The organism is Bradyrhizobium sp. SUTN9-2 (assembly GCF_003122645.1).
GTDB lineage: Bacteria > Pseudomonadota > Alphaproteobacteria > Rhizobiales > Xanthobacteraceae > Bradyrhizobium > Bradyrhizobium yuanmingense.
This window is the reverse complement of record NZ_LAXE01000001.1, coordinates 4,704,489-4,725,066: the sequence shown is the minus strand read 5'-3', so window position 1 is coordinate 4,725,066 and position 20,578 is coordinate 4,704,489. Positions and strand designations below refer to the sequence as shown.

Annotated in this window: 19 protein-coding genes and 1 tRNA gene; 12 read left to right on the top strand and 8 right to left on the bottom strand. The window is 66.0% G+C overall.

Translation table 11 applies throughout. From position 1 onward, the window contains the following. Positions 1-75 precede the first annotated feature (75 nt). The 3 genes from XF30_RS21900 to XF30_RS21890 are packed head-to-tail and all read right to left on the bottom strand — an operon-like array spanning position 76 to position 3,004. Complete coding sequence (locus XF30_RS21900) at positions 76-1,434, bottom strand: TRAP transporter large permease (protein WP_109143826.1); 1,359 nt, start codon at positions 1,432-1,434, stop codon at positions 76-78. Further along, positions 1,431-1,985 (bottom strand): TRAP transporter small permease, encoded by a 555-nt coding sequence (locus XF30_RS21895; protein ID WP_109143825.1) that lies wholly within the window; start codon positions 1,983-1,985, stop codon positions 1,431-1,433. The genes XF30_RS21900 and XF30_RS21895 overlap by 4 nt, the downstream gene beginning before the upstream one ends. Beyond that, positions 1,982-3,004, bottom strand: a complete 1,023-nt coding sequence (locus tag XF30_RS21890; protein ID WP_035999613.1) for a TRAP transporter substrate-binding protein — start codon at positions 3,002-3,004, stop codon at positions 1,982-1,984. Before XF30_RS21890 ends, XF30_RS21895 begins: the two co-directional genes overlap by 4 nt. A gap of 327 nt (positions 3,005-3,331) precedes the next feature. Between XF30_RS21890 and XF30_RS21885 the strand changes: the two genes are divergently transcribed. After that, the gene (locus tag XF30_RS21885) at positions 3,332-3,577 is read left to right on the top strand and encodes a pentapeptide MXKDX repeat protein (protein WP_035999609.1); all 246 of its coding nucleotides are present in this window, start codon (positions 3,332-3,334) and stop codon (positions 3,575-3,577) included. 120 nt (positions 3,578-3,697) lie between these two features. Here XF30_RS21885 and XF30_RS21880 read toward each other — a convergent pair whose 3' ends face one another. Beyond that, entirely contained in the window at positions 3,698-4,045 is a 348-nt protein-coding gene (locus XF30_RS21880; RefSeq protein ID WP_036027966.1) for a DUF6481 family protein, read from the bottom strand. Between the two features lie 263 nt (positions 4,046-4,308). Here XF30_RS21880 and XF30_RS21875 point away from each other — a divergent pair, with 263 nt between their 5' ends. The 3 genes from XF30_RS21875 (at position 4,309) to XF30_RS21865 (ending at position 5,791) form a co-directional block, all read left to right on the top strand. Then, a complete protein-coding gene (locus XF30_RS21875) occupies positions 4,309-4,545 on the top strand; it encodes a hypothetical protein (protein ID WP_109143824.1) in 237 nt (78 codons plus the stop codon). Positions 4,546-4,621: 76 nt separating this feature from the next. Next, a complete protein-coding gene (locus XF30_RS21870) occupies positions 4,622-4,858 on the top strand; it encodes a DUF2273 domain-containing protein (protein ID WP_146207736.1) in 237 nt (78 codons plus the stop codon). A gap of 174 nt (positions 4,859-5,032) precedes the next feature. Beyond that, positions 5,033-5,791, top strand: coding sequence for a hypothetical protein (locus tag XF30_RS21865; protein ID WP_109143822.1), 759 nt, complete (start codon positions 5,033-5,035; stop codon positions 5,789-5,791). Between the two features lie 283 nt (positions 5,792-6,074). Here XF30_RS21865 and XF30_RS38590 read toward each other — a convergent pair whose 3' ends face one another. Next, positions 6,075-6,236 carry a hypothetical protein gene (locus XF30_RS38590; protein WP_035999590.1) on the bottom strand — a complete coding sequence of 54 codons (162 nt, stop codon included), beginning with the start codon at positions 6,234-6,236 and terminating at the stop codon, positions 6,075-6,077. 163 nt (positions 6,237-6,399) lie between these two features. Between XF30_RS38590 and XF30_RS21860 the strand changes: the two genes are divergently transcribed. Continuing rightward, positions 6,400-6,591 carry a hypothetical protein gene (locus tag XF30_RS21860; RefSeq protein ID WP_109143821.1) on the top strand — a complete coding sequence of 64 codons (192 nt, stop codon included), beginning with the start codon at positions 6,400-6,402 and terminating at the stop codon, positions 6,589-6,591. Between the two features lie 282 nt (positions 6,592-6,873). Here the strand turns inward: XF30_RS21860 and XF30_RS21855 are convergent, their stop codons facing one another. After that, positions 6,874-7,101 carry a DUF2171 domain-containing protein gene (locus XF30_RS21855; protein WP_025036201.1) on the bottom strand — a complete coding sequence of 76 codons (228 nt, stop codon included), beginning with the start codon at positions 7,099-7,101 and terminating at the stop codon, positions 6,874-6,876. A gap of 115 nt (positions 7,102-7,216) precedes the next feature. Between XF30_RS21855 and XF30_RS21850 the strand changes: the two genes are divergently transcribed. Further along, positions 7,217-8,500 carry a PLP-dependent aminotransferase family protein gene (locus XF30_RS21850; RefSeq protein WP_109143820.1) on the top strand — a complete coding sequence of 428 codons (1,284 nt, stop codon included), beginning with the start codon at positions 7,217-7,219 and terminating at the stop codon, positions 8,498-8,500. Between the two features lie 21 nt (positions 8,501-8,521). Here XF30_RS21850 and XF30_RS21845 read toward each other — a convergent pair whose 3' ends face one another. Next, positions 8,522-8,740 (bottom strand): hypothetical protein, encoded by a 219-nt coding sequence (locus XF30_RS21845; RefSeq protein WP_225112821.1) that lies wholly within the window; start codon positions 8,738-8,740, stop codon positions 8,522-8,524. A 140-nt stretch (positions 8,741-8,880) separates the two neighbouring features. Next, a tRNA-Arg gene (locus tag XF30_RS21840) sits at positions 8,881-8,957 on the bottom strand. Between the two features lie 420 nt (positions 8,958-9,377). Between XF30_RS21840 and XF30_RS21835 the strand changes: the two genes are divergently transcribed. From XF30_RS21835 to XF30_RS21810, 6 genes are all read left to right on the top strand, one after another. Continuing rightward, positions 9,378-14,573 carry an alpha-2-macroglobulin family protein gene (locus tag XF30_RS21835; protein WP_109145813.1) on the top strand — a complete coding sequence of 1,732 codons (5,196 nt, stop codon included), beginning with the start codon at positions 9,378-9,380 and terminating at the stop codon, positions 14,571-14,573. 65 nt (positions 14,574-14,638) lie between these two features. Continuing rightward, on the top strand, positions 14,639-16,750 hold the full coding sequence (pbpC, locus tag XF30_RS21830; protein ID WP_192893435.1) for a penicillin-binding protein 1C: 2,112 nt from the start codon (positions 14,639-14,641) through the stop codon (positions 16,748-16,750). A 50-nt stretch (positions 16,751-16,800) separates the two neighbouring features. Then, positions 16,801-18,543 (top strand): ArnT family glycosyltransferase, encoded by a 1,743-nt coding sequence (locus tag XF30_RS21825; protein ID WP_109143818.1) that lies wholly within the window; start codon positions 16,801-16,803, stop codon positions 18,541-18,543. Position 18,544: 1 nt separating this feature from the next. Continuing rightward, entirely contained in the window at positions 18,545-19,390 is an 846-nt protein-coding gene (locus XF30_RS21820; RefSeq protein ID WP_109143817.1) for a phosphatase PAP2 family protein, read from the top strand. A gap of 64 nt (positions 19,391-19,454) precedes the next feature. Then, a complete protein-coding gene (locus tag XF30_RS21815; protein ID WP_036027971.1) occupies positions 19,455-20,192 on the top strand; it encodes a glycosyltransferase family 2 protein in 738 nt (245 codons plus the stop codon). Further along, entirely contained in the window at positions 20,189-20,527 is a 339-nt protein-coding gene (locus tag XF30_RS21810; RefSeq protein ID WP_025036223.1) for a lipid-A-disaccharide synthase N-terminal domain-containing protein, read from the top strand. Before XF30_RS21815 ends, XF30_RS21810 begins: the two co-directional genes overlap by 4 nt. The last annotated feature ends 51 nt before the right edge of the window (positions 20,528-20,578 follow it).

The window sequence follows — 20,578 nt, the reverse complement described above, 5'->3', positions numbered from 1 at the left end:
GCTGTTCGTCTCCGCTGCGACAGAAGACGTGGATTACGCCTTCGGCTAATCCACCCTACAGGCCGGCGATCGCTTCTACCTGCTCCCGTCCGGCCCCATCACGAGGTCCGGCAGCCAGGTCGAAATCCCCGGCACCAGGCACAGCAGCAGCACTGCAAGCATCATCAAGAGCACGAAGGGCAGCGTACCCCAGATCACCTCGCGCAGGGGAATATCGGGCGCGACGTTGCGGATGACGAAGATGTTGAGGCCGACCGGCGGATGAATCAGCCCCATCTCCATCACGATGGTCATGACGACGCCGAACCAGATGATGTCGAAATTGGCGGCGCGGAGCTGCGGCAGGATGATCGGTGCCGTCATCAGGATGATCGAGACCGGCGGCAGGAAGAAGCCGAGCACCACGACCATGACGAGGATCGCGAACAGCAGCTCCCAGCGCGGCAGGTGCATCGCGACGATGGATTCGGCGACCGATTGCGAGATGTGCAGATAGCTCATCACGTAGGAATAGAGCAGCGACATGCCGATGATCATCATCAGCATGGTCGATTCCCGGATCGTCGACTTCATGATCGGCGCGAGGTCGCTCGGCCGCCACACGCTGTAGATCGCAGCGATCAGCGCCAGCGCCAGGAGGCCGCCGAGGCCGGCGGTCTCCGACGGCGTGGCATAGCCGCCATAGAGCGCGACCATGACGCCGGTGAGCAGCAGCACGAAGGGGATCACGCGCGGCAGCACGCTGAAGCGTTCGGCGAGCGTGTACTCGTCGCGGGTCAGGATCGCAGCCTCCGGCCCGCCGTTCTTGTAAACCGCTTCGGCCGCCGCATATTCCTGGCGGAAGCGGATGACGGCATAGATGCCGAACAGCGTGACCAGCAGCAGGCCCGGCCCGATGCCGGCGAGGAACAGCCGTCCCAGCGACTTTTCGGCGGCGACCGCGAACAGGATCATCGTGATGGAGGGCGGCAACAGAATTCCGAGCGTACCGCCGGCGGCGATGATGCCAGCGGCAAAGCCGCCGGAATAGCCGCGCTTGCGCATCTCGGGGATACCGGCCGAGCCGATGGCCGAGCAGGTCGCTGGGCTCGAGCCCGCCATCGCCGCGAACAGCGCGCAGGCGAACACGTTGGCGACGCCGAGCCCACCGGGCACGCGATGCAGCCAGGCATGCAGCGCCGAATAGAGGTCCTGGCCCGCGCGCGACTTGCCGATCGCCGCGCCCTTCAGGATGAAAAGCGGGATCGACAACAGCGTGATCGAGGCCATCTCCTCGTAGACGTTCTGCGTCACCGTATCGAGCGAGGCCGAGGGCATGAAGATGGCCATGAACACCACCGCGACCGCGCCGAGCGCGAACGCAATGGGCATGCCCGAGAACATCACGAGCAGCGTCACGATGCCGTAGGCGAGGCCGATGCCGAAAACGCTCATGGCCGCTTGGCTCCGGTGAAGGGCAGCGCAAGCTGCACGAGGATCTGGATGCAGAGCAGGCTCATCCCCAGCGCCATCAGCGTGTAGGGAATGGCGAGCGGCGGCGACCACATCGAGTTCGAGACCTGGCCGTCGACATAGGCTTCGTGCGCCAGTGTCCACGACTTCCAGGTGAAGAAGGCGCAGAACAGGAACGTGGCGGCATCGACCAGCCAGAGCCGGACCCGGTTCGCGAATGGCGAGAGCAGGCCGACGAAGGCCTCGATGCCGATATGACCGCGGTTCTGCTGCACATAGGCCGCCGTCATGAAGGTCGCGCCGACCAGGAGGAATACGGCGGCCTCGTCCTGCCAGTAATTGGCCGCCTTGTATAAGGCGCGACTGAGCACGCTGTAGCTCAGGATTGCGCAGGCCGCGACCAGTGCGATCGCGGCGAACACGACGATGATGCTGTTGAGGACGGCGAGACCGCGATCGATCGCCGCCGCAGGGCCGGTCCCCGCGGCAACGCTCGTCCGGTCGTCACGATCCGGAAGCGGACCGTGGCTCATGCTGCGACGTCGATGGCGAGCTTGAGCAGGTTTGCGGCGGTCGCGGTCTTGGCGCTGTAGTCCTTCCACGCGGTGTCGCGGGCGATGTCGCGCCATTTTCCGACGGTGGCGGCGTCGAGCGCCGAGACCTTGGCCCCGGCCTTCTCATAGACCTTGGCGACCTCGACGTCGTCATCCTGCGCGCCCTTGCGGCCGAAGGCTTCGAGCTCGGTGCCGACCGCGAGCAGGATGTCCTGATGGTTCTTCGGCAGCTTGTCGAAGATCGCCTTCGACATCATCAGCGGCTCGAGCATGAACCAATAGGAGGCGCCCGCGCCCGAGGTCAGCGACTTCGCGACCTCTTCCAGGCGGAACGAGATCAGGCTCGTCGAGGAGGTGATGCCGGCATCGCAGGCGCCGGTCTGCATCGCCGCGTAGATCTCGTTCGACGGGACCGACAACACCGAGGCGCCGGCGGTCTGCAGCACCATGTCCATCTCGCGCGAGCCGCCGCGCACCTTGAGGCCCTTGGCGTCCTCCGGGGCGACGATCGGCTTGGAACGGCTAGCAACGCCGCCGGCCTGCCAGACCCAGGTGAGCAGGATGATGCCCTTGTCGGCCAGGAAGTCGGTCAGCGCCTTGCCGACGGGCTCCTTCTTCCAGCGCAGACCCTGGTCGTAGTTGGTCACGAGGCCCGGCATCAGGCCGATATTGGTCTCCGGCACTTCGCCGCCGGCATAGGGCATCGGATAGAGGCTGATGTCGAGCGCACCCTTGCGCATGGCGGAGAACTGCGCGTTGGTCTTGATCAGCGAGGAGTTCGGATAGATCTCGGCGGCAATGTCGCCATTGCTGCGCTTATTCACTTCGGCGGCGAACATGCGGCACAGCCGGTCGCGGAAATCGCCCTTGTCGATAGTGCCGCCTGGGAACTGATGCGAGATCTTCAGCGTGGTCGCGGCCTGCGCGGTGCCGGTGCCGAAGCGGAGAATGGCAGGTGCCGCGACGGCGGTCGCGAGCAGATGGCGGCGCGTGAACATGATGTAATCCCCTTGGGCGTTTCTTTGGGCGTTTCTCGGAGTGTTTTTGGCAGAGGTGATTTGAACTGGGTTCTTCGCGACCGCGGGGCCAATCCAAGCCGGTCTCCATCCGATGGTCTTTCATCTGATAGTTCGAGACAGAGTGCCGCGGCAAGTGCCGGTTGTGCTGCGCTGCAGCACATCCGATCCATGCGGGCTCGCCAATCAACGAGGGCGGCTGGCCGCAGAAATTTATCGATGGTCAGCGTAACAACGCCACACGGCTATCCGTCGAGACAGGATAGCGGCGTCCGTCGCTGACAAACAAATCACGAAGGAAGATGAACCATGACCATTCGCACCCGCATCGTGCTCGGCGTCTCGGCTGCCGCTCTCTCGCTAGGCCTCGCGTTTGCGCCGGCCGCCTTTGCTCAGGACAAGATGGGCAAGGATGATGGCATGATGAAAAAGGACACGATGTCCAAGGACGGCATGATGAAGAAGGACCACATGTCCAAGGACGACGGCATGAAGAAGGATCACATGTCGAAGGACGGCATGAAAAAGGACGACGGGATGATGAAGAAGAACTGATCCCGGGTCGTCATCGCGCAACGCCCCTTGGGCGGGCCGCGTCCTCTCGAATTCCGGCGGCATTTGAGGCCGCCGGAATGATGGCTCAGTTCAAGTTCAATTGAACGTGACCAGCGCGTTTTACTTGCGCTTAGCCTTGCGGGCGGCGTAGCGCGCATCGCGCTTGGCCTTCTGCTCGGCCTCGAGCGCAGCCTGCTTCTCGGCGGCTTCCTCGGCTTCCCGCGCGATCCGCGCAGCTTCGGCTGCCTTGGCCTCTTCCTCGAGGCGCTTCTGCTCAGCCTTTTCGGCCTCGCGCGCGGCCTTTGCCTCGGCGCGCTTGGCCGCGAGGGCCTCACGCTCGGCGCGCTTCGCCGCCACCGCGGGATCATCCGGCCCCGGCTGCGACTTGAACTTGTTCAAAAGATTTTTGCGGGCGTCCTGCGCCGCCTTTTGCCGGTCTGCAAAGCCGGGTTCCCTGAATCCACTCATCGACGAGCCTTGTCTTCCTCGCTTTCGATCCTACATCGGTGCCTGTTGGTAAGTCGGCTGGGCATAGCAGGCGCCACGCGACGCAGAAGCGTGTACATCGGCGCGCGTCGCGAAGCCACCCATAATCGCAGCCGATCAGGTCAACGAAAAATCGCCCCCCGACGATCTCTCGTAGCCCGAAAAAACTGCCGAATTGTGATGTCCCTCATAAGGGAGCACATGGGCGACGCCTAGCGTCCGCCCGTACGAGACGGAGCACGGGCATGACGATCTCAAGACCAAGCCTGAAGGCGCTCGCGATTGCCATCGCCCTGGCAGGCGTGGCCGGCGCCGCGCTGCTGCTGGCTCGTCCGAAGCCGGTTGAAAGTGCGGTCCTGGGAGCGGATTGGGAATGCACCCAGACCGCATTCGTGCTCACGAGTTGCGCACCGCGCGTTCAGGAGGCAATTCCGGCGGTCGAAACCTTGCGCAAGGATGCAATCCAGCAGACCCGGGGCTGAATTGGACCGGACGATCTGGATGTGACGCGACGCCGCAGAGGTGGTAAAGCCAGCGCGCCAGCGTGACCAGGCGGCCATGTCGAAGCCAGAGTCCAGATCCGAACCGGGCGAGGAGCCCCATCCTCGACCGAACCGTCAGCCCAAGCCTCCGTCCGGCGGCGACCGCCGCGGCGCGCTGGCAGGATTGATCATCGCGGTCGTGATCCTCGGCATCGGCTGGTGGCTTGCCCGGGATCTGACGGCAGCCAGCAAGATGCAGGATTGTCTGATGTCCGGGCGAAGCAATTGCAATGTGATCGAGCCGGCTCGCTAGGCGCGCTCTACAGCATGGCCATGGGGCCGAAAAAATGCCCTGATCTTAATCATTTGTAACGGGACTTAGCCGATCAAGCAGGGCAGTGATTTCGGCCGGCATCAGCCCGGCGCGCGGCGATTCGCCGATCGCGCCCGGGATTCACGGCCATGAGAGAGCAGGGGGCGAGCACGCATGAGTACGTCCAAACATCTGAAGATCTTCATCCCCTTGGTTTCGGCCACGTCGCTGCTCGCGCTGTCGGCGCAGGCGCAAGAGGCCAGGTCCCGGCAAGAGGTCGTCCAACCGCCGGCCGGGCCGGCAGCAGGCGCGCCGCCACAGGCCAATCCGCCCATGCGCAAGGGCCCTCCGCCGCAGCAAGCGACCAGGCCTGCGCAGCCCGGCGGTCAGCCCCATGCGGATCACAACGCCGGCGGTCCGCCGCCCGGACGTCACGTCGCGCGCGGTCCTGCTCCCACACGTGATTGGGGTGGACACACCTATCGCGGCAACCTTGCCTGGGAGGGTGGACGCTGGCGCCACGACGTCCGCCATGGCCGATCCGGCTGGTGGTGGGACGTTGGCGGCGTCTGGTATTATTATCCGCAGCGTATGGCCGGCCCGCCCGCCTACATTTCAGAGGACTATATCGACGACGTGCCGGTGGTCTACGCCCGGCCTCCGGTGGCCTATGCGCCGCCACCTCCGCCGCCACCGCCGGCCGATCCCGGCGCCAGCGCGCTCGGCGGCGCGCTCGTCGGCGGCCTGCTGGGCGGACTGATCTCGGGCAATGCAACCGGGGCCGCCGCAGGCGCGGTTCTTGGCGGCGCGACGGGCGCGATTGCTGGCGCGACCGCGGCGTCCCAGCCCGGCTATTACTGGGCGCAGGGCACCTGCTACTACCGCTATCCGAACGGCCAATATGTGCAGGCCGATCCCCGCGCCTGCTATTGAGTTTTGCAGGCAGGTCGGACCATTGGAGGCGGGCTTCGGGCCCGCCTCATCCTTTTGCACGCCGGCGGTTGCTATGAATTGGCTCTGGTGCTCGTCGCCCCCTCACGTCAATTTCAAAGAAAAATGACGGGATGATTCGCGGGGGATGTGGTGCATGCTGGATGCCATCCAGATCAGCGTGGCGCTCTGGGCCATGATCGTTTGCGGCGGAATTAAACTCTCGCAGGCGTTGCCCTACCTGCTCTAAAACGGCGATCAGCTGGCAGGCCAATGCCTTGGTCGGTCAGGACACGAGCCAATCGAAGAATGCGATCGAGGCCCAGACCAGGCCCGCGATCCAGGCCACCATGACGACGCCGATGGTGCCGAGATAGGCGATGCCGAGCAGGTCCGCGCGATGTCGCTGCCTCGGGACGATGACTTCGGTTGCTGCTTTGCGTGTCATGACCGGACATCACCCATGAAGCCTGGACACGTAGTTTAGCGGAGATGTCGCGGACAGGCTGTGACGTGGTTCACAGACCGGTGCAGGAAGGCTGGTCGTTACCCCGCAATCATACGGACGAAATTGCCACGCACTCGTCCAGATGGCCGGCTAGAGTCTGCGCATGTACACCGAGTACGATCCGCAACATGAGGCCGAGGCCGCTATGAAGCGCGCCGCGGAGGCCGAGGGTGCCGACAGGCAACGGCTGATCCAGCTGGCCCTGGCATGGCACGAGCTCGCCCGCGATCTGCACGATGAGCAAGCCGGCCACTCGCATCGAGCCGGGCGCAGGCCTTTGGCCCGAGAGCGCTGAGATGAGAAAAACCCCGTGCTCGGGGGACAAGCACGGGGTCCTTCAAAGCCGACCGGGGCTGGCGGGTCGGCACCACTCAGTTCGGTCATCCAACGCGCGGATCGCGCATTCGTTCCCGGTCAATCCGCAGCGCTGAAATCCGATCGCATTGCAGCGACCTTCCGCAGAAAGTCATCGTTAACGAATGCTCCGCGCAATCGAATTGCAGTCGCGATTCGTACTCGCGAACGAAGCGGAGTCGGACCGTGAACAAACAAAAAGCCCCCGCAGGGGCTCAGTGTTTTACGCAGCTTCGGTCTTCGGGACGGCGTCGGCATTCACCGACAGCTTGACCACGTCGCCTTCGACGGCGCCGACATATTTCGTGTCGATGTAGTGATGATGGTCCTTGTGACCTTCCGGGCTGTCCTTGCGCGTCAGCTTGATGCGGTTGCCCTCGAGACGATCGACGGTGCCGACATGTGCGCCGTCCTTGCCGATGATCTTCATGTGCTCTCTGATGTCAGCCATGCTGTCCTCCTTGCATGGCTTCAACTGCGAAGGCGCCGGTTCGTTGCAGCAGGCACGTTGGACCCGTTGGGATTTCCGGACGTTGACGCCTGATTGGATCTGTCAAGAAAGCGCGATGGAGACCGTTCGGGCCTATCTGGAACGCAAGCACTGGGAACTCAGGCTGTTGAACGACGGCCTGAGAAACCCGCTCGATTTGGCGTCGCCGCGTTCCGTCGATGACGTCGTCAGGTCCAAATTCCAGATCACTGCCGCGCTCAGGGCGGAGCATGAATTACACGAGTGGAAGGCGACCGAGACCGCCTGGTCGCACACGGCCGATCCCGCCAGCGGGCCGTTCGAGTTCAGTTACGACTACCAGCGGGCCGATCTCACGGTACGCGGTCCGTCGTTCTACGAGCTCGACGGCGGCTGCACGAGCACGGCGATCTACACTGCCTCGGGGATGGCGGCGATCTCCGCGGTGCTGCTCGCCTCCGCGCGGATCGTCGCGAAGGCGGATATCCTGGTGCTGCCAGGCTGCTATGGCGAGACGCTGGAGCTGATCCGAAGCTTCATGCCGCATTTGCGGATCGAACCCTTGCCGCTGCCGCTCGGCGATGCGCTTGCACGGGTGAGCTCGCCGCGGATCCTGCTGCTGGATTCCTGCTCCGTCGCCGGCGCCATCGAGGCGGTGCTGCGCTGTGACGGCTCGGGCCTCGATCTCCTGATTTTCGATACGACGTGCTTCGCCGGCAGGTCGGGCCGCATCAGGCGCGTCGTGGGGTGGGCCAGGCGACACGGAATTGCGCTGGTGCTGGTGCGAAGCCACAACAAGCTCGATTCGCTCGGAGCGGAATATGGCCGCCTCGGCTCGGCCGTCTTCGTGCGCGGGCATGAGCGTCCACCGCGGGCAGGGGACGCTGAATGGTCACGTCTCGCGTTCGAAACGCGCAACGCAGTGCGGCTGCTCGGCGGCGCGGCATTGCCGGCCCACTTCCCGCCCTTCGCGGGCAGCGCGGCGTATTGGGCCCTGACGAAGCGGCGCGTGGCGGCGATCTTGCGCAACGGCCGCAGCTCGGCGCGATGCTTTGCCGCCGAGATCCCGGCGCTCTCGGCTCAGCTTCGCTTCGCTCACGGCCTCTACGTGACTCTTCGCGGAAGGCGCGCGCTCGACGAGGCGGCAGCACGGCAGGCTGCCGAGGACATGAGCTGCGAATTGCGCCGCGCGGGCTTTCCCATCCGCCACGCCGGCAGCTTCGGCTTCGATTTCGCCGCGACCGAGTGGTTTCACGACGCGACGACGGACCAGTACAGCGTCCGGGTGGCGGTGCCGGACCTGCCGACGGAGGTGTGGGACGATCTCACCGCGGCCATTGCGCGGTGGTGGCGGGGTCATCAGCGGGCAGGCTGTGGATAGACCGGAGGGCGGGCGCGTCGATCAGTCGACCGCCAGGCAATATTCGAGTCGCGGCTTGTCGTGACCGCGGCGCGCCCAGTCCTCAACTGCAAATGCAGGCTGACGTTGTCCCGTTGCGGCGCCAAGGATCGAGGCCTGGACCACCTTGATGGGCCTCGTGACCGCATTGGTGCTCACCAAGCCCGCGTCGACCGCCAAATACGAGATCGCAACGACCGCGACCGCAGATGCGATCGCCATTCTCGTCAATTCGGATTGCTGCATTCCCAAACCTACCGGGCGCGTCTCACCCGGCGCTTAGATAGGGCTGATCGGCGCCGTTCAAAGGCCGGCATATGGTTACCCACGCGTTCGTGAAGAGCGGCGGCGAGGCAACGAGCTGGCGATCCCGGCAGGACTCGAACCTGCAACCCGCGGAGTAGAAATCCGCTACTCTATCCAGTTGAGCTACGGGACCGTCTTGAGCCGGCCGTCTTGAGCCGCCCGGATTGGGCGGCTGGCCGTTCATGTAGCATGCCAATATGAAAAAACTGGTGTTTCGCCAAGTCTGAACCGAACCGTTTTCCTCAGTGCGGCGACAAAGCGGAACGGTGGGGTGTCAGGGTGCCGGGTTGAGCGGCAGCGGACTGGACGATGGATCACATCGCCGGGAACGCTGAACAGCTTCCGGGGCACGGCCGCCGGTCGACTGGTCAGGTAGTGCTGCGCCATCAGGACGGCGTGCGTGGCGATATCTTGGCCGGTCTCCTCTGGGCTTACCTCTGTCATGGCGAAAGCGACGCTTTGCACCTTCTGGTTCCATCGCCTTGAGTCCGTCACCTTTCCGCGCATTTCATTTGCCGCCGCGGCGTTCGTCCGCGCTTTCCGGGAGTCTTCGATGATCGGTCTCGTTCGCGCCGTCACAATCTGCGCCGCGCTGGCGCTCGGCCTTGTCACCGCGCAGGCCGCCGACAAGGCGTTCAAACGCGACGACCTCGCCGATTCCGCGATCAAGCTGGAGGCCCAGATCAAGAGCGAGGCGGGGCCGGTCGCCAAGACCAATGCGACGCTGAAGACGGACGCCGACGCCGCCTTCCGGCGCAATGATTACCGCACCGGCCTTTCGGTGCTCGGCCAGATCGCCGCGACCACGCCCGAGGATGCCGGCAACTGGCTGCGGCTCGCCAAGGTCATCTTCCAGATCTCGCCGAAGAGCTCGAGCGAGCAGACCTTCCTGCTGGAGCGCGCCTCGACGGCGGCCTATATCGCTTACATGCGCGCCGGCAATCCGGGCGAGGAGGCCGACGCGCTCGCCGTGCTCGGCAAGGCGCTGGCCGACCGCAAGCTGTGGCGGCCGGCACTGGATGCGCTGCGGCTGTCGCTCGACATGCGCGAGGTCGCCGAGGTCCGCGGCCAATATGAGAAGATGCGCGACGAGCACGGCTTCCGGCTGCTCGACTATACCGTCGACTCGGACTCGGCGAGCCCGCGCGCCTGCTTCCAGTTCTCCGAGGAGCTCGCCAAGCGCACCGACTTCGCGCCGTTCCTGGCTCTCGCCGGGCAGGACAAGCCGGCGCTGTCGGCCGAAGGCAAGCAGCTCTGCGTCGACGGGCTGAAGCACGGCGAGCGCTACAACATCAACCTGCGCGCCGGCTTGCCGTCGACCGTGAAGGAGGGGCTGCCGAAATCGGCCGAGTTCAACATCTATGTGCGCGACCGCAAGCCGTTCGTGCGCTTCACCAGCCGTGCCTATGTGCTGCCGCGGACCGGCCAGCGCGGCATTCCCGTCGTCAGTGTCAACACGCCTGCGGTCAGCATCAATGTCTTCCGGATCGGCGACCGCAACCTGATCAACACGGTGGTCGACAGCGATTTCCAGAGGACGCTGTCGAAGTACCAGCTCAGCGAGCTCGGCGACGAGCGCGGCGTCAAGGTCTGGACCGGCGAGCTTGCGACTGCGACGACGCTGAACCAGGACGTCACCACGGCGTTCCCGGTCGACCAGGCGCTCGGCGAGCTCCAGCCCGGTGTCTACGTCATGACGGCCGCGGCGAGGGCCTCGGACGAGGACTACCAGCTCGCCACGCAATGGTTCATCGTCTCCGACCTCGGCATCGCCGCTTATTCCGGCAATGACGGCATTCATGTCTTCGTCAACTCGCTGGCGTCGACCGACCCGGTCGGCAAGGCCGAGGTGCGCCTGGTCGCGCGCAACAACGAGATCCTGGCGACGCGCAAGACCGACGATGCTGGTCACGTGCTGTTCGAGGCCGGCCTTGCGCGCGGCGAGGGCGGATTGTCGCCGGCGATGCTCACGGTCACCGGCGAGAAGGCCGACTATGCCTTCCTGAGCCTGAAGACCTCGGCCTTCGACCTGTCCGACCGCGGCGTTTCGGGGCGCGCGGTGCCCGCCGGCGCCGATGCCTTCGTCTATGCCGAGCGTGGCGTCTACCGTTCCAGCGAGACCGTGTTCCTCACCGCGCTGCTGCGCGACGGGCAGGGCAATGCCGTCACCGGCGGGCCGATGACACTGGTGGTCGAGCGCCCGGACGGCGTCGAATATCGTCGCGCCGTACTGGCAGATCAGGGCGCCGGCGGCCGCACGCTGTCCGTGCCGCTCAACTCGGCCGTACCGACCGGCACGTGGCGGGTGCGCGCCTTCACCGATCCGAAGGGAGCTTCGGTCGGCGAGACCACCTTCATGGTCGAGGATTACGTCCCCGATCGGATCGAATTCGACTTGTCCGCCAAGGACAAGCTGATCAAAGCTAACGCTCCAGTGGAGCTTAAGGCCGACGGTCATTTCCTCTATGGCGCACCTGCTTCGGGCCTGCAGCTCGAAGGCGACATGCTGATCGCGCCGGCGGCCGAGCGGCCCGGCTTTGCCGGCTACAAGTTCGGCGTCGACGACGAAGAGACCACCTCGAACGAGCGCACGCCGCTGGAGAACCTGCCGGAGGCCGACGCCAATGGCGTCGCGACCTTCCCGGTGACGCTGGACAAGCAGCCGGCCTCGACGCGCCCGCAGGAGGCGCAGATCTTCGTCCGCATGGTCGAGACCGGCGGCCGCGCCGTCGAGCGCAAGATCGTGCTGCCGGTCGCGCCGGCAACGGCGCAGATCGGCATCAAGCCGCTGTTCGGCGACAAGAACGTCACCGAGGGCGACAAGGCCGAGTTCGACGTCGTGTTCGTCTCGCCGGAGGGCGAGAAGCTGCGCCGCGACGGCCTGCGCTACGAGCTCCTGAAGATCGAATCGCGCTACCAGTGGTACCGCCAGAACAATTACTGGGAGTACGAGCCGGTCAAGTCGACCTCGCGCGTCGCCGACGGCGACGTCACTGTTACGGTCGACAAGCCGACGCGGCTCTCGCTCACGCCGGAGCCCGGCCGCTACCGGCTCGACGTCAAGTCGAACGAGGCCGACGGCCCGGTGACCTCGGTGCAGTTCGACGTCGGCTGGTACTCGGACGGCAGCGCCGACACGCCGGACCTGCTGGAGACCTCGATCGACAAGCCGCAATACGCCTCCGGCGACACCATGACGGTGTCCGTCAACGTCCGCAGCGCCGGCAAGCTCACCATCAACGTGCTCGGCGAGCGGCTGCTGACGACGCAGACCATCGACGTCAAGGAAGGCACCGCGCAGGTCAAGCTCCCGATCGGCAAGGATTGGGGCACCGGCGCCTATGTGGTGGCGACGCTGCGCCGTCCGCTCGATGCCGCCGCCCAGCGCATGCCTGGCCGTGCGATCGGGCTGAAATGGTTCGGCATCGACAAGCAGGCTCGCACCTTGCAGGTCAAGCTGTCGCCGCCTTCGCTGATCCGGCCGAATTCGACGCTGAAGATCCCCGTCAAGCTCGATGGGCTCAATCCGGGCGAGGACGCCAAGGTCGTCATCGCCGCGGTCGACGTCGGCATCCTCAATCTCACCAATTACAAGCCGCCGGCGCCGGACGATTATTATCTCGGCCAGCGTCGCCTCAGCGCCGAGATTCGCGACCTCTACGGGCAGCTGATCGACGGCATGTCGGGCACGCGCGGCCAGATCAAGTCCGGCGGCGACGCCGGTGGCGAGCTCCAGGGCTCGCCGCCCACGCAGAAGCCGCTCGCGCTCTATTCCGGCATCGTCACCGTCGCCGCCGACGGCTCGGCCGATGTGAGCTTCGATGTTCCGGAGTTCGCCGGAACCGCGCGCGTGATGGCGGTGGCTTGGACCGCGACCAAGCTCGGCCGCGCCAACACCGACGTCGTGATCCGCGATCCCGTGGTGCTGACGACGACGCTGCCGCGCTTCCTGCTCAACGGCGACCGCGGCTCGGTCAACCTCGAGATCGACAATGTGGAGGGCCAGGCCGGCGACTACGTCATCAGCGTGAAGGCGGGCGGCCCGGTGAAGATGACCGGCAATCCCGCAACCACGGTGAAGCTCGCCGCCAAGCAGCGCAATTCGTTCTCGCTCGCGCTCGATGCGACCGCGGCGGGGCAGGCGACGCTCGACGTCGACATCAGGGGCCCCAATGGCCTCGCGCTGGTGCGTCACTATGCGTTCGACGTCAAGCCGGCGACGCAGGTGCTGGCGCGGCGCTCGATCCGGACGCTGGCGAAGGGCGAGAGCCTGACGCTGACCTCGGACATGTTCTCCGATCTCGTGCCGGGCACCGGCGCTGTCTCAGTTTCGGCCAGCCTGTCGACCGCACTCGACGCGGCAACGATCCTGAAGGCGCTCGACCGCTATCCCCATGGCTGCTCGGAGCAGATCACGAGCCGGGCGATGCCGCTGCTCTATGTCAACGAGCTCGCGGCCGGCGCGCATCTTGCCATGGACACCGAGGTCGACCAGCGCATCCGCGACGCCATCGAGCGGCTGCTGGCCCGCCAGGGCTCGAACGGCTCGTTCGGCCTGTGGTTGGCCGGCGGCGACGATGCCTGGCTCGATGCCTACGTGACGGACTTCCTCACCCGCGCCCGCGAGAAGGGCTTTGCGGTGCCGGACGTGCTGTTCAAGAACGCGCTCGACCGTATCCGCAACTCCGTCGTCAATGCCGACGAGCCGGAGAAGGACGGTGGCCGCGATCTCGCCTATGGCCTGTATGTGCTCGCCCGTAACGGCGCAGCTCCGATCGGCGATCTCCGCTATCTCGCCGATACCAAGCTCGCCAACCTCGCGACCCCAATCGCGAAATCGCAGCTTGCGGCGGCGCTCGCCCTGGTCGGCGACCGCAACCGCGCCGAACGGGTCTATGGCGCGGCGCTCGACAGCCTTGCGCCGAAGCCCGCGCTGGAATTCGGCCGCACCGACTACGGCTCGCAGCTGCGCGATGCCGCAGCATTGGTGTCGCTCGCCAGTGAAGGCAATGCGCCGAGGGCGACGCTGACGCAGGCGGTGTCGCGGGTCGAGACCGCCCGCGGGCTGACGCCCTACACCTCCACGCAGGAGAATGCGTGGCTGGTGCTGGCGGCGCGTGCGCTCGCCAAGGAGAACCTCTCGATCGAGGTCGACGGCCAGCCGGTCAGGACCGCCTTGTATCGCAGCTACAAGGCGGACACGCTGGGCGGCAAGCCGCTGAAGATCACCAACACCGGCGATGCGCCGGTGCAGGCGGTCGTCTCGGTGTCGGGTTCGCCGGTCACGCCGGAGCCGGCCGCGTCCAACGGCTTCAAGATCGAGCGCAGCTACCATACGCTCGACGGCAAGCCCGCCGACATCAGCAAGGTCAAGCAGAACCAGCGCTTTGCGGTGGTGCTGAAGATCACCGAGGCCAAGCCCGAGTACGGCCACATCATGGTGTCCGACTATCTGCCGGCGGGTCTGGAGATCGATAATCCGAACCTGGTGTCGTCGGGCGACAGCGGCACGCTGGACTGGATCGAGGACGGCGAGGAGCCGGAACATACCGAATTCCGCGACGACCGCTTCACCGCGGCCGTCGACCGGGCCTCGGATTCCAAGTCGGTCTTCACGCTCGCCTATGTCGTGCGCGCGGTCTCGCCCGGCAAATACGTGCTGCCGCAGGCCTATGTCGAGGACATGTACAATCCCTCGCGCTATGGCCGGACCGGCACGGGCAGTGTCGAGGTGCGGGCGGCGAAGTGAGTGAGATGAGCGAGGTCGAGCCACATACACGGGCCGCCACGGCCGCGCCGGCGGTGGGTGTTGGCGTGGATGGCCGGGTCAAGCCCGGCCATGACGGACGGAGGGGGCGGATCGCCTTTCGCCTTCTCTCCGCAGCCGCGCTCACCTTTATCCTCGCCATCATCGGCTTCGTTGGCTGGGTCTATTCGCTCGGCCCGCTTCCGCTCGACGAAGCCCGCCAGGTCTCAACCACCATCGTCGATCGCAACGGCAAACTGCTGCGCGCCTATGCAATGGCGGATGGGCGCTGGCGGTTGCCGGTCGATACCAGGACCAATGTCGATCCGACCTACCTGAAACTGCTGTTCGCCTATGAGGACCAGCGCTTCTACGCCCATGGCGGCATCGATCCGTTGGCGCTGGGGCGCGCCGCGTTGCAGCTGGGAACGCGCGGCCACATCGTCTCGGGCGGCTCGACCATCACGATGCAGCTGGCCCGTCTGATGGAGCCGCGGCGGCAGCGCTCGCTTTACGCAAAATTGCGGCAGATCGTGCGTGCCATCGAGATCGAGCGCAGCATGAGCAAGGAGCAGATCCTCGATCTCTATCTGGCGCTGGCGCCCTATGGCGGCAATCTCGAAGGCATCCGCGCGGCGTCGATTGCCTACCTCGGCAAGGAGCCGAAGCGGCTGTCGCTGGCGGAGGCCGCGTTGCTGGTCGCGCTGCCGCAATCGCCGGAGACGCGCCGGCTGGATCGCTATCCGGAAGCAGCCCGCAAGGCGCGCGACCGCGTGCTCGACCGCATGGTCGAGGAGCACGTGGTCAGCGCCGACGACGCCAATCAGGCCAAGGCGATGCCGGTGCCGAAACTGCGCAGGCCGATGCCGATCCTGGCGCCGCATGCCTCCGACGCCGCGCAGTCGACGGTCAAGGACGCGCCGATCATCAAGCTGACGCTCGATGCGACCTTGCAGAAGGTGCTGGAGCCGCTGGCGCGCGACCGCGCAATTGCGCTGGGTCCGAACATCTCGGTCGGCATCGTCGTGGTCGACAATGAGAGCGGCGACGTGCTCGCGCGTGTCGGCTCGGCCGATTATTTCGACGAGAGCCGGGCAGGGCAGGTCGACATGACCCGCGCCATCCGCTCGCCCGGCTCGACGCTCAAGCCCTTCATCTACGGGCTCGCCTTCGAGGACGGCTTTGTCCATCCCGACAGCTTGATCGACGACCGCCCGGTCCGCTTCGGCTCCTATGCGCCGGAAAATTTCGACATGACTTTCCAGGGCACCGTGCCGGTGAGGAAGGCTCTGCAACTGTCGCTGAACGTGCCGGCCATCGTGCTGCTCGACCGCGTCGGCTCGAGCCGGCTGACCTCGCGGCTGCGGCAGGCCGGCGGCAACCTCGTCCTGCCCAAGGACGAAGCGCCCGGCCTCGCCATGGGGCTCGGCGGCGTCGGCGTGACGCTCCAGGACCTCGCCCAGCTCTATGCCGGCTTTGCCCGCCTCGGGACCACCAAGCCGCTGCGCGAGATCGTGACGGCCAGGGACGATCGGGAGCCGCTGCGGCTGCTGGATCAGGTCGCAGCCTGGCAGGTCGGCAACGTCCTGCTCGGCACGCCCCCGCCGGAGAACGCCGCCCACAACCGCATCGCCTTCAAGACCGGCACCTCCTACGGCTATCGCGACGCCTGGTCGGTCGGCTTCGACGGTCGCATGACCATCGGCGTCTGGGTTGGCCGTCCGGACGGAGCGCCGGTTCCCGGCCTGATCGGACGCGTCGCCGCCGCGCCCATCCTGTTCGATGCCTTCGCCCGCAGCGGCAAGACGCTGGCCGCCTTGCCGAAGCCGCCCAAGGGAACCCTGGTCGCAAGCAACGCGAAGCTGCCGCTGCCCTTGAAGCGGTTCCGTCCGGTCGGCGAACTGGTGCGAAGCGGGGGCGAGCAGCCGCTGCATATCCAATTTCCGCTGAACGGCTCGCGGATCGACGTCGATCGATCGGGTGGCCGGGAGAGCGCGGCTATGCCGGTCAAGGTCGCCGGCGGCGTGCTGCCCATGACCGTCATGGTTAACGGCACCGCGCTCGGCGAGATCGACGGCCGCCGTCATCGGTTGATCGATCCGCCCGGCCCGGGCTTTGCACGGCTCACCGTGATCGACGCCACGGGCGCCGCGGACACAGTCGTCATTCGAATTCAATGACCCTGCCTTAAGCGGTTGTGGCCATGGCGGTTTCAGCGTAAGCGGAACCAATGGCCGAGACCTACCCCAGCCCCCGTTTTGGTGCCCCCCGCGAGTCGAAATCGCCCACAAATCCGGGCAGCGGGCTCGTGCGCATGCTCGACATCGTCACGGCCAGCCACCCGCGCGCGGTCGGCTTCCTGGTGCTGTGTGCGCTGCTGCTGTTCCTGCCGGGCTTCTTCACCATCCCGCCGATCGACCGCGACGAGGCACGGTTTGCCCAGGCCACCAAGCAGATGGTCGAGAGCGGCGATTATGTCGACATCCGCTTTCAGGAGGACGTCCGCTACAAGAAGCCGGTCGGCATCTACTGGTTGCAATCGGCGACCGTCGAAGCCGCCTCGATGCTCAAGCTGCCGAAGGCCGAATTGCGCATCTGGGTCTACCGGCTGCCGTCACTGATGGGCGCGATCGGCGCCGTGCTGATGACCTATTGGGCCGCGCTCGGCTTCGTCACGCGGCGTGCCGCGGTGCTGGCTGCGCTGATGGTGTGCGCCTCGGTGCTGCTCGGCGTCGAGGCGCGCCTGGCCAAGACCGACGCCGTGCTGCTGCTCTGCGTGGTTGCCGCGATGGGCGCGATGGCGCGGGCCTATCTGTCCTGGCAGCGCGCCGAGGACGAGACGCATCCGCCCTGGAGCTGGCCCGCGATCTTCTGGACCGCGCTTGCTGCGGGCATCCTGATCAAGGGGCCGCTGATCCTGATGTTCGCAGGCCTGACCATCGTCGCGCTCGCGATCCAAGACCGCGACGCCTCCTGGCTGTGGAAGCTGCGGCCTGTCTGGGGCCTGATGTGGATGCTGGTGCTGGTGCTGCCCTGGTTCGTCGCGATCTTCTGGCGCGCGGGCGAGACCTTCTTCACCACCTCCGTCGGCGGCGACATGCTGAGCAAGCTTGGCGCCCAGGAATCGCACGGCGCACCGCCCGGACTTTACCTGGCGCTGTTCTGGATCACGTTCTGGCCGGGTGCGCCGCTGGCGGCGATGGCGGCGCCTGCGGTGTGGCGGGCCCGCCGCGAGCCCGGCGCGCAGTTCCTGCTGGCCTGGCTGATCCCGTCCTGGATCGTGTTCGAGGCGGTGCTGACCAAGCTGCCGCATTACGTGCTGCCGCTGTATCCCGCGATCGCGATCCTCACCGCCGGCGCGGTGGAGCGGCGCGTGCTGTCGCGCTCCTGGCTGATGCGCGGCTCGGCCTGGTGGTTCGCGATCCCCGCAGCCGCCTCCATCATCGCGGTGGTCGGCTCGGTGATACTGACGCGGCAGCCCGCTTTCGTAGCCTGGCCGTTCATCGCGGCCGCGCTGATCTTCGGTCTGTTCGCCTGGTGGCTGTTCGATACCAACCGCGCCGAGCGCTCGTTTCTCAACGCCCTGGTCGCAGGCCTGATGCTCGCCGTGACGATTTACGGCATCGTGCTGCCGTCGCTGACCCCGCTGTTTCCCAGCATCGAGATCGCGCGCGCGCTTCGCAACGTCACCTGCGTCGGACCGAAGGCGGCTGCGGCCGGTTATCACGAGCCGAGCCTCGTCTTCCTGGCGGGCACCCGGACCTTGCTCACGGACGGCTCCGGTGCGGCGGACTTCCTGCGGCAGGGCAGCTGCCGCTTCGCGCTGATCGAGCAGCGCTCGGAGCGCAGCTTCGTGCAGCGCGCCGAGGCGATCGGGTTGCGCTACAAGGTCGGCGCGCGCATCGACGGCTATAATTTCTCGCAAGGGCGCGCGATCTCGATCTCGATCTTCCGCTCCGAAGGTACCGAATAGGATGCGGGCTCTGACCGACGTTGCAGCGCATGCCGGCTATCCTGCGCAATTGCTAGCGGTGTCCTGGCGCGCGCTGGCGCAGCTTGTGCGGTCGCCCTCGCACTCGCGCCGCGCCGAGGCCGCCCGGAAGCTGGCGCGGCATTCGCTGTGGCTTGCCGCGGCGGGTGCAGCGCTCGTCATCGTGCTGATGGTCGCGTTCGATCAGACCGAGATCCTGCTGATGCCGCCGCGCGGCACGCCGAGCCTGAGGCCGATCCGCATCCTCACCGATTTCGGCAAGGACGAGTATATCCTCTCGGTGCTGGGGGCCGCGCTGGTGGTGCTGGCGCTCGTCGCGGCCGGGCTGCGTGGGAGCCGCCGCGCGCTGCTGCTCGGCTTCGGCACGCGGCTGCAATTCCTGTTTCTGTCGGTTGCCGTGTCAGCCTTCGTCGCCGAGATCCTGAAATATGTCATCGGTCGCGGACGTCCGTTCGTCGGGGGCAAGGCCAATCCGTTCAACTTCGTCCCGTTCGAGGGGACGGGGGCTTATGCCAGCCTGCCGTCAGGCCACGCCGTGGCCGCGTTCGCCCTGGCGTTTGCCGTCTCGGCACTGTGGCCGCGTCTGCGCGTCTTCATGTTCACTTACGCAATCGTGATCGTGCTGACGCGCCTGGTGTTGCTGGCGCATCATCCGAGCGACGTGGTCGCCGGCGCTCTGGTCGGAACGGTGGGCGCCATGGCCGTTCATTACTGGTTCGCGGCCCGAAAGCTCGGATTTGCCATCCGCGCCGACGGCACCATCGTGCCGCTTTCAGGGACGTTTTCCGACCGCCTCAAAAGGGTTGCCCACCGGGCATCCGCCCCATAAAAGCGGCTGCCTGCCGGGACCGCCGGTTCCCTTGGGCAGGTCAATTCCAACCACGAGCCTCGATTTGTCGACGTCCCAGCCTTCGGTGTCCATCGTTGTTCCCGTGCGCAACGAAGCCGACAACATCGCGCCGCTGATCGCGGAGATCGGCGCGGCACTCGATGGCCGCTGGCCCTATGAGATCATCTACGTCAACGACGGCTCGACCGACGCCACCGGCGAGCGGCTTGGCGCCATCATGAAGCAGCAGAGCAATCTGCGTCAGCTTCGCCATGCAAGATCGGGCGGCCAGTCGGCGGCCGTGCGCAGCGGCGTGCGCGCGGCGCGCGGAGAGATCGTGGCGACGCTCGATGGTGACGGCCAGAACAATCCGGCCTTCCTGCCCGACCTGATCGCGGCGGTCGAGAAGGGGGCAGGGCGCGTCGGTCTCGCGGCCGGCCAGCGGATCGGGCGCAAGGACACCGGCTTCAAGAAATTCCAGTCGCGCGTCGCCAACGGCATTCGCAACGCCATCCTGAAGGACGGCACGCGCGACACCGGCTGCGGGCTGAAGGCGTTCCGGCGTGACGTTTTCCTGATGCTGCCTTATTTCGACGGGCTGCATCGCTTCCTTCCCGCCCTGGTCCGCCGCGAAGGCTACGACATCGCCTATGTCGATGTGATCGACCGGCCGCGCCATTCGGGTGTGTCCAACTATGGTTTCTTCGACCGGCTGTGGATCGGCATCATGGATCTCGCCGGCGTCTGGTGGCTGATCCGCCGCAAGAAGCCGACGCCAGAAGTGACCGAGGTGGACGCATGATCATTCAATACGGTCAGGCGCTGAGCAATTATCTCTATGACGTCTTCGTCGCCAAGTTCGACTTCTGGCTGGCATTCGGCCTGGTCGCGCAGCTGTTCTTCACGGCGCGCTTCCTGGTGCAGTGGATCGCGAGCGAGCGCGCCGGCAACAGCGTGGTGCCGATGGCGTTCTGGTTCTGCTCGATGGGCGGCGGGCTGATGACGCTGGTCTATGGCGTCGTGAAGCGCGAGCCCGTCATCATCCTCGGACAGTCGCTCGCGACCATCATCTATATCAGAAACATCATGCTGATCTGGAAGAACCGCGGCACCGCCTCGAAGACGCTGGACCGCTGATCCAGCGTTCGGCTCCGCTTGTTGAAGCCTGGCACGTTGCTGGGCGAGATG

Bases quoted from the DNA above. Each gene is read 5' to 3' on its own strand.
- XF30_RS21810 (WP_025036223.1), top strand. From the start codon at position 20,189: ATGATCATTCAATACGGTCAGGCGCTGAGCAATTATCTCTATGACGTC.
- XF30_RS21845 (WP_225112821.1), bottom strand. From the start codon at position 8,740: ATGGCGATCGCATCTGCGGTCGCGGTCGTTGCGATCTCGTATTTGGCG.
- XF30_RS21895 (WP_109143825.1), bottom strand. From the start codon at position 1,985: ATGAGCCACGGTCCGCTTCCGGATCGTGACGACCGGACGAGCGTTGCC.
- XF30_RS21880 (WP_036027966.1), bottom strand. From the start codon at position 4,045: ATGAGTGGATTCAGGGAACCCGGCTTTGCAGACCGGCAAAAGGCGGCG.
- XF30_RS38590 (WP_035999590.1), bottom strand. From the start codon at position 6,236: ATGACACGCAAAGCAGCAACCGAAGTCATCGTCCCGAGGCAGCGACAT.
- XF30_RS21885 (WP_035999609.1), top strand. From the start codon at position 3,332: ATGACCATTCGCACCCGCATCGTGCTCGGCGTCTCGGCTGCCGCTCTC.
- XF30_RS21860 (WP_109143821.1), top strand. From the start codon at position 6,400: ATGTACACCGAGTACGATCCGCAACATGAGGCCGAGGCCGCTATGAAG.
- XF30_RS21900 (WP_109143826.1), bottom strand. From the start codon at position 1,434: ATGAGCGTTTTCGGCATCGGCCTCGCCTACGGCATCGTGACGCTGCTC.
- XF30_RS21875 (WP_109143824.1), top strand. From the start codon at position 4,309: ATGACGATCTCAAGACCAAGCCTGAAGGCGCTCGCGATTGCCATCGCC.
- XF30_RS21850 (WP_109143820.1), top strand. From the start codon at position 7,217: ATGGAGACCGTTCGGGCCTATCTGGAACGCAAGCACTGGGAACTCAGG.
- XF30_RS21825 (WP_109143818.1), top strand. From the start codon at position 16,801: ATGGCCGAGACCTACCCCAGCCCCCGTTTTGGTGCCCCCCGCGAGTCG.
- XF30_RS21835 (WP_109145813.1), top strand. From the start codon at position 9,378: ATGATCGGTCTCGTTCGCGCCGTCACAATCTGCGCCGCGCTGGCGCTC.
- XF30_RS21865 (WP_109143822.1), top strand. From the start codon at position 5,033: ATGAGTACGTCCAAACATCTGAAGATCTTCATCCCCTTGGTTTCGGCC.
- XF30_RS21855 (WP_025036201.1), bottom strand. From the start codon at position 7,101: ATGGCTGACATCAGAGAGCACATGAAGATCATCGGCAAGGACGGCGCA.
- XF30_RS21890 (WP_035999613.1), bottom strand. From the start codon at position 3,004: ATGTTCACGCGCCGCCATCTGCTCGCGACCGCCGTCGCGGCACCTGCC.
- XF30_RS21870 (WP_146207736.1), top strand. From the start codon at position 4,622: ATGTCGAAGCCAGAGTCCAGATCCGAACCGGGCGAGGAGCCCCATCCT.
- XF30_RS21820 (WP_109143817.1), top strand. From the start codon at position 18,545: ATGCGGGCTCTGACCGACGTTGCAGCGCATGCCGGCTATCCTGCGCAA.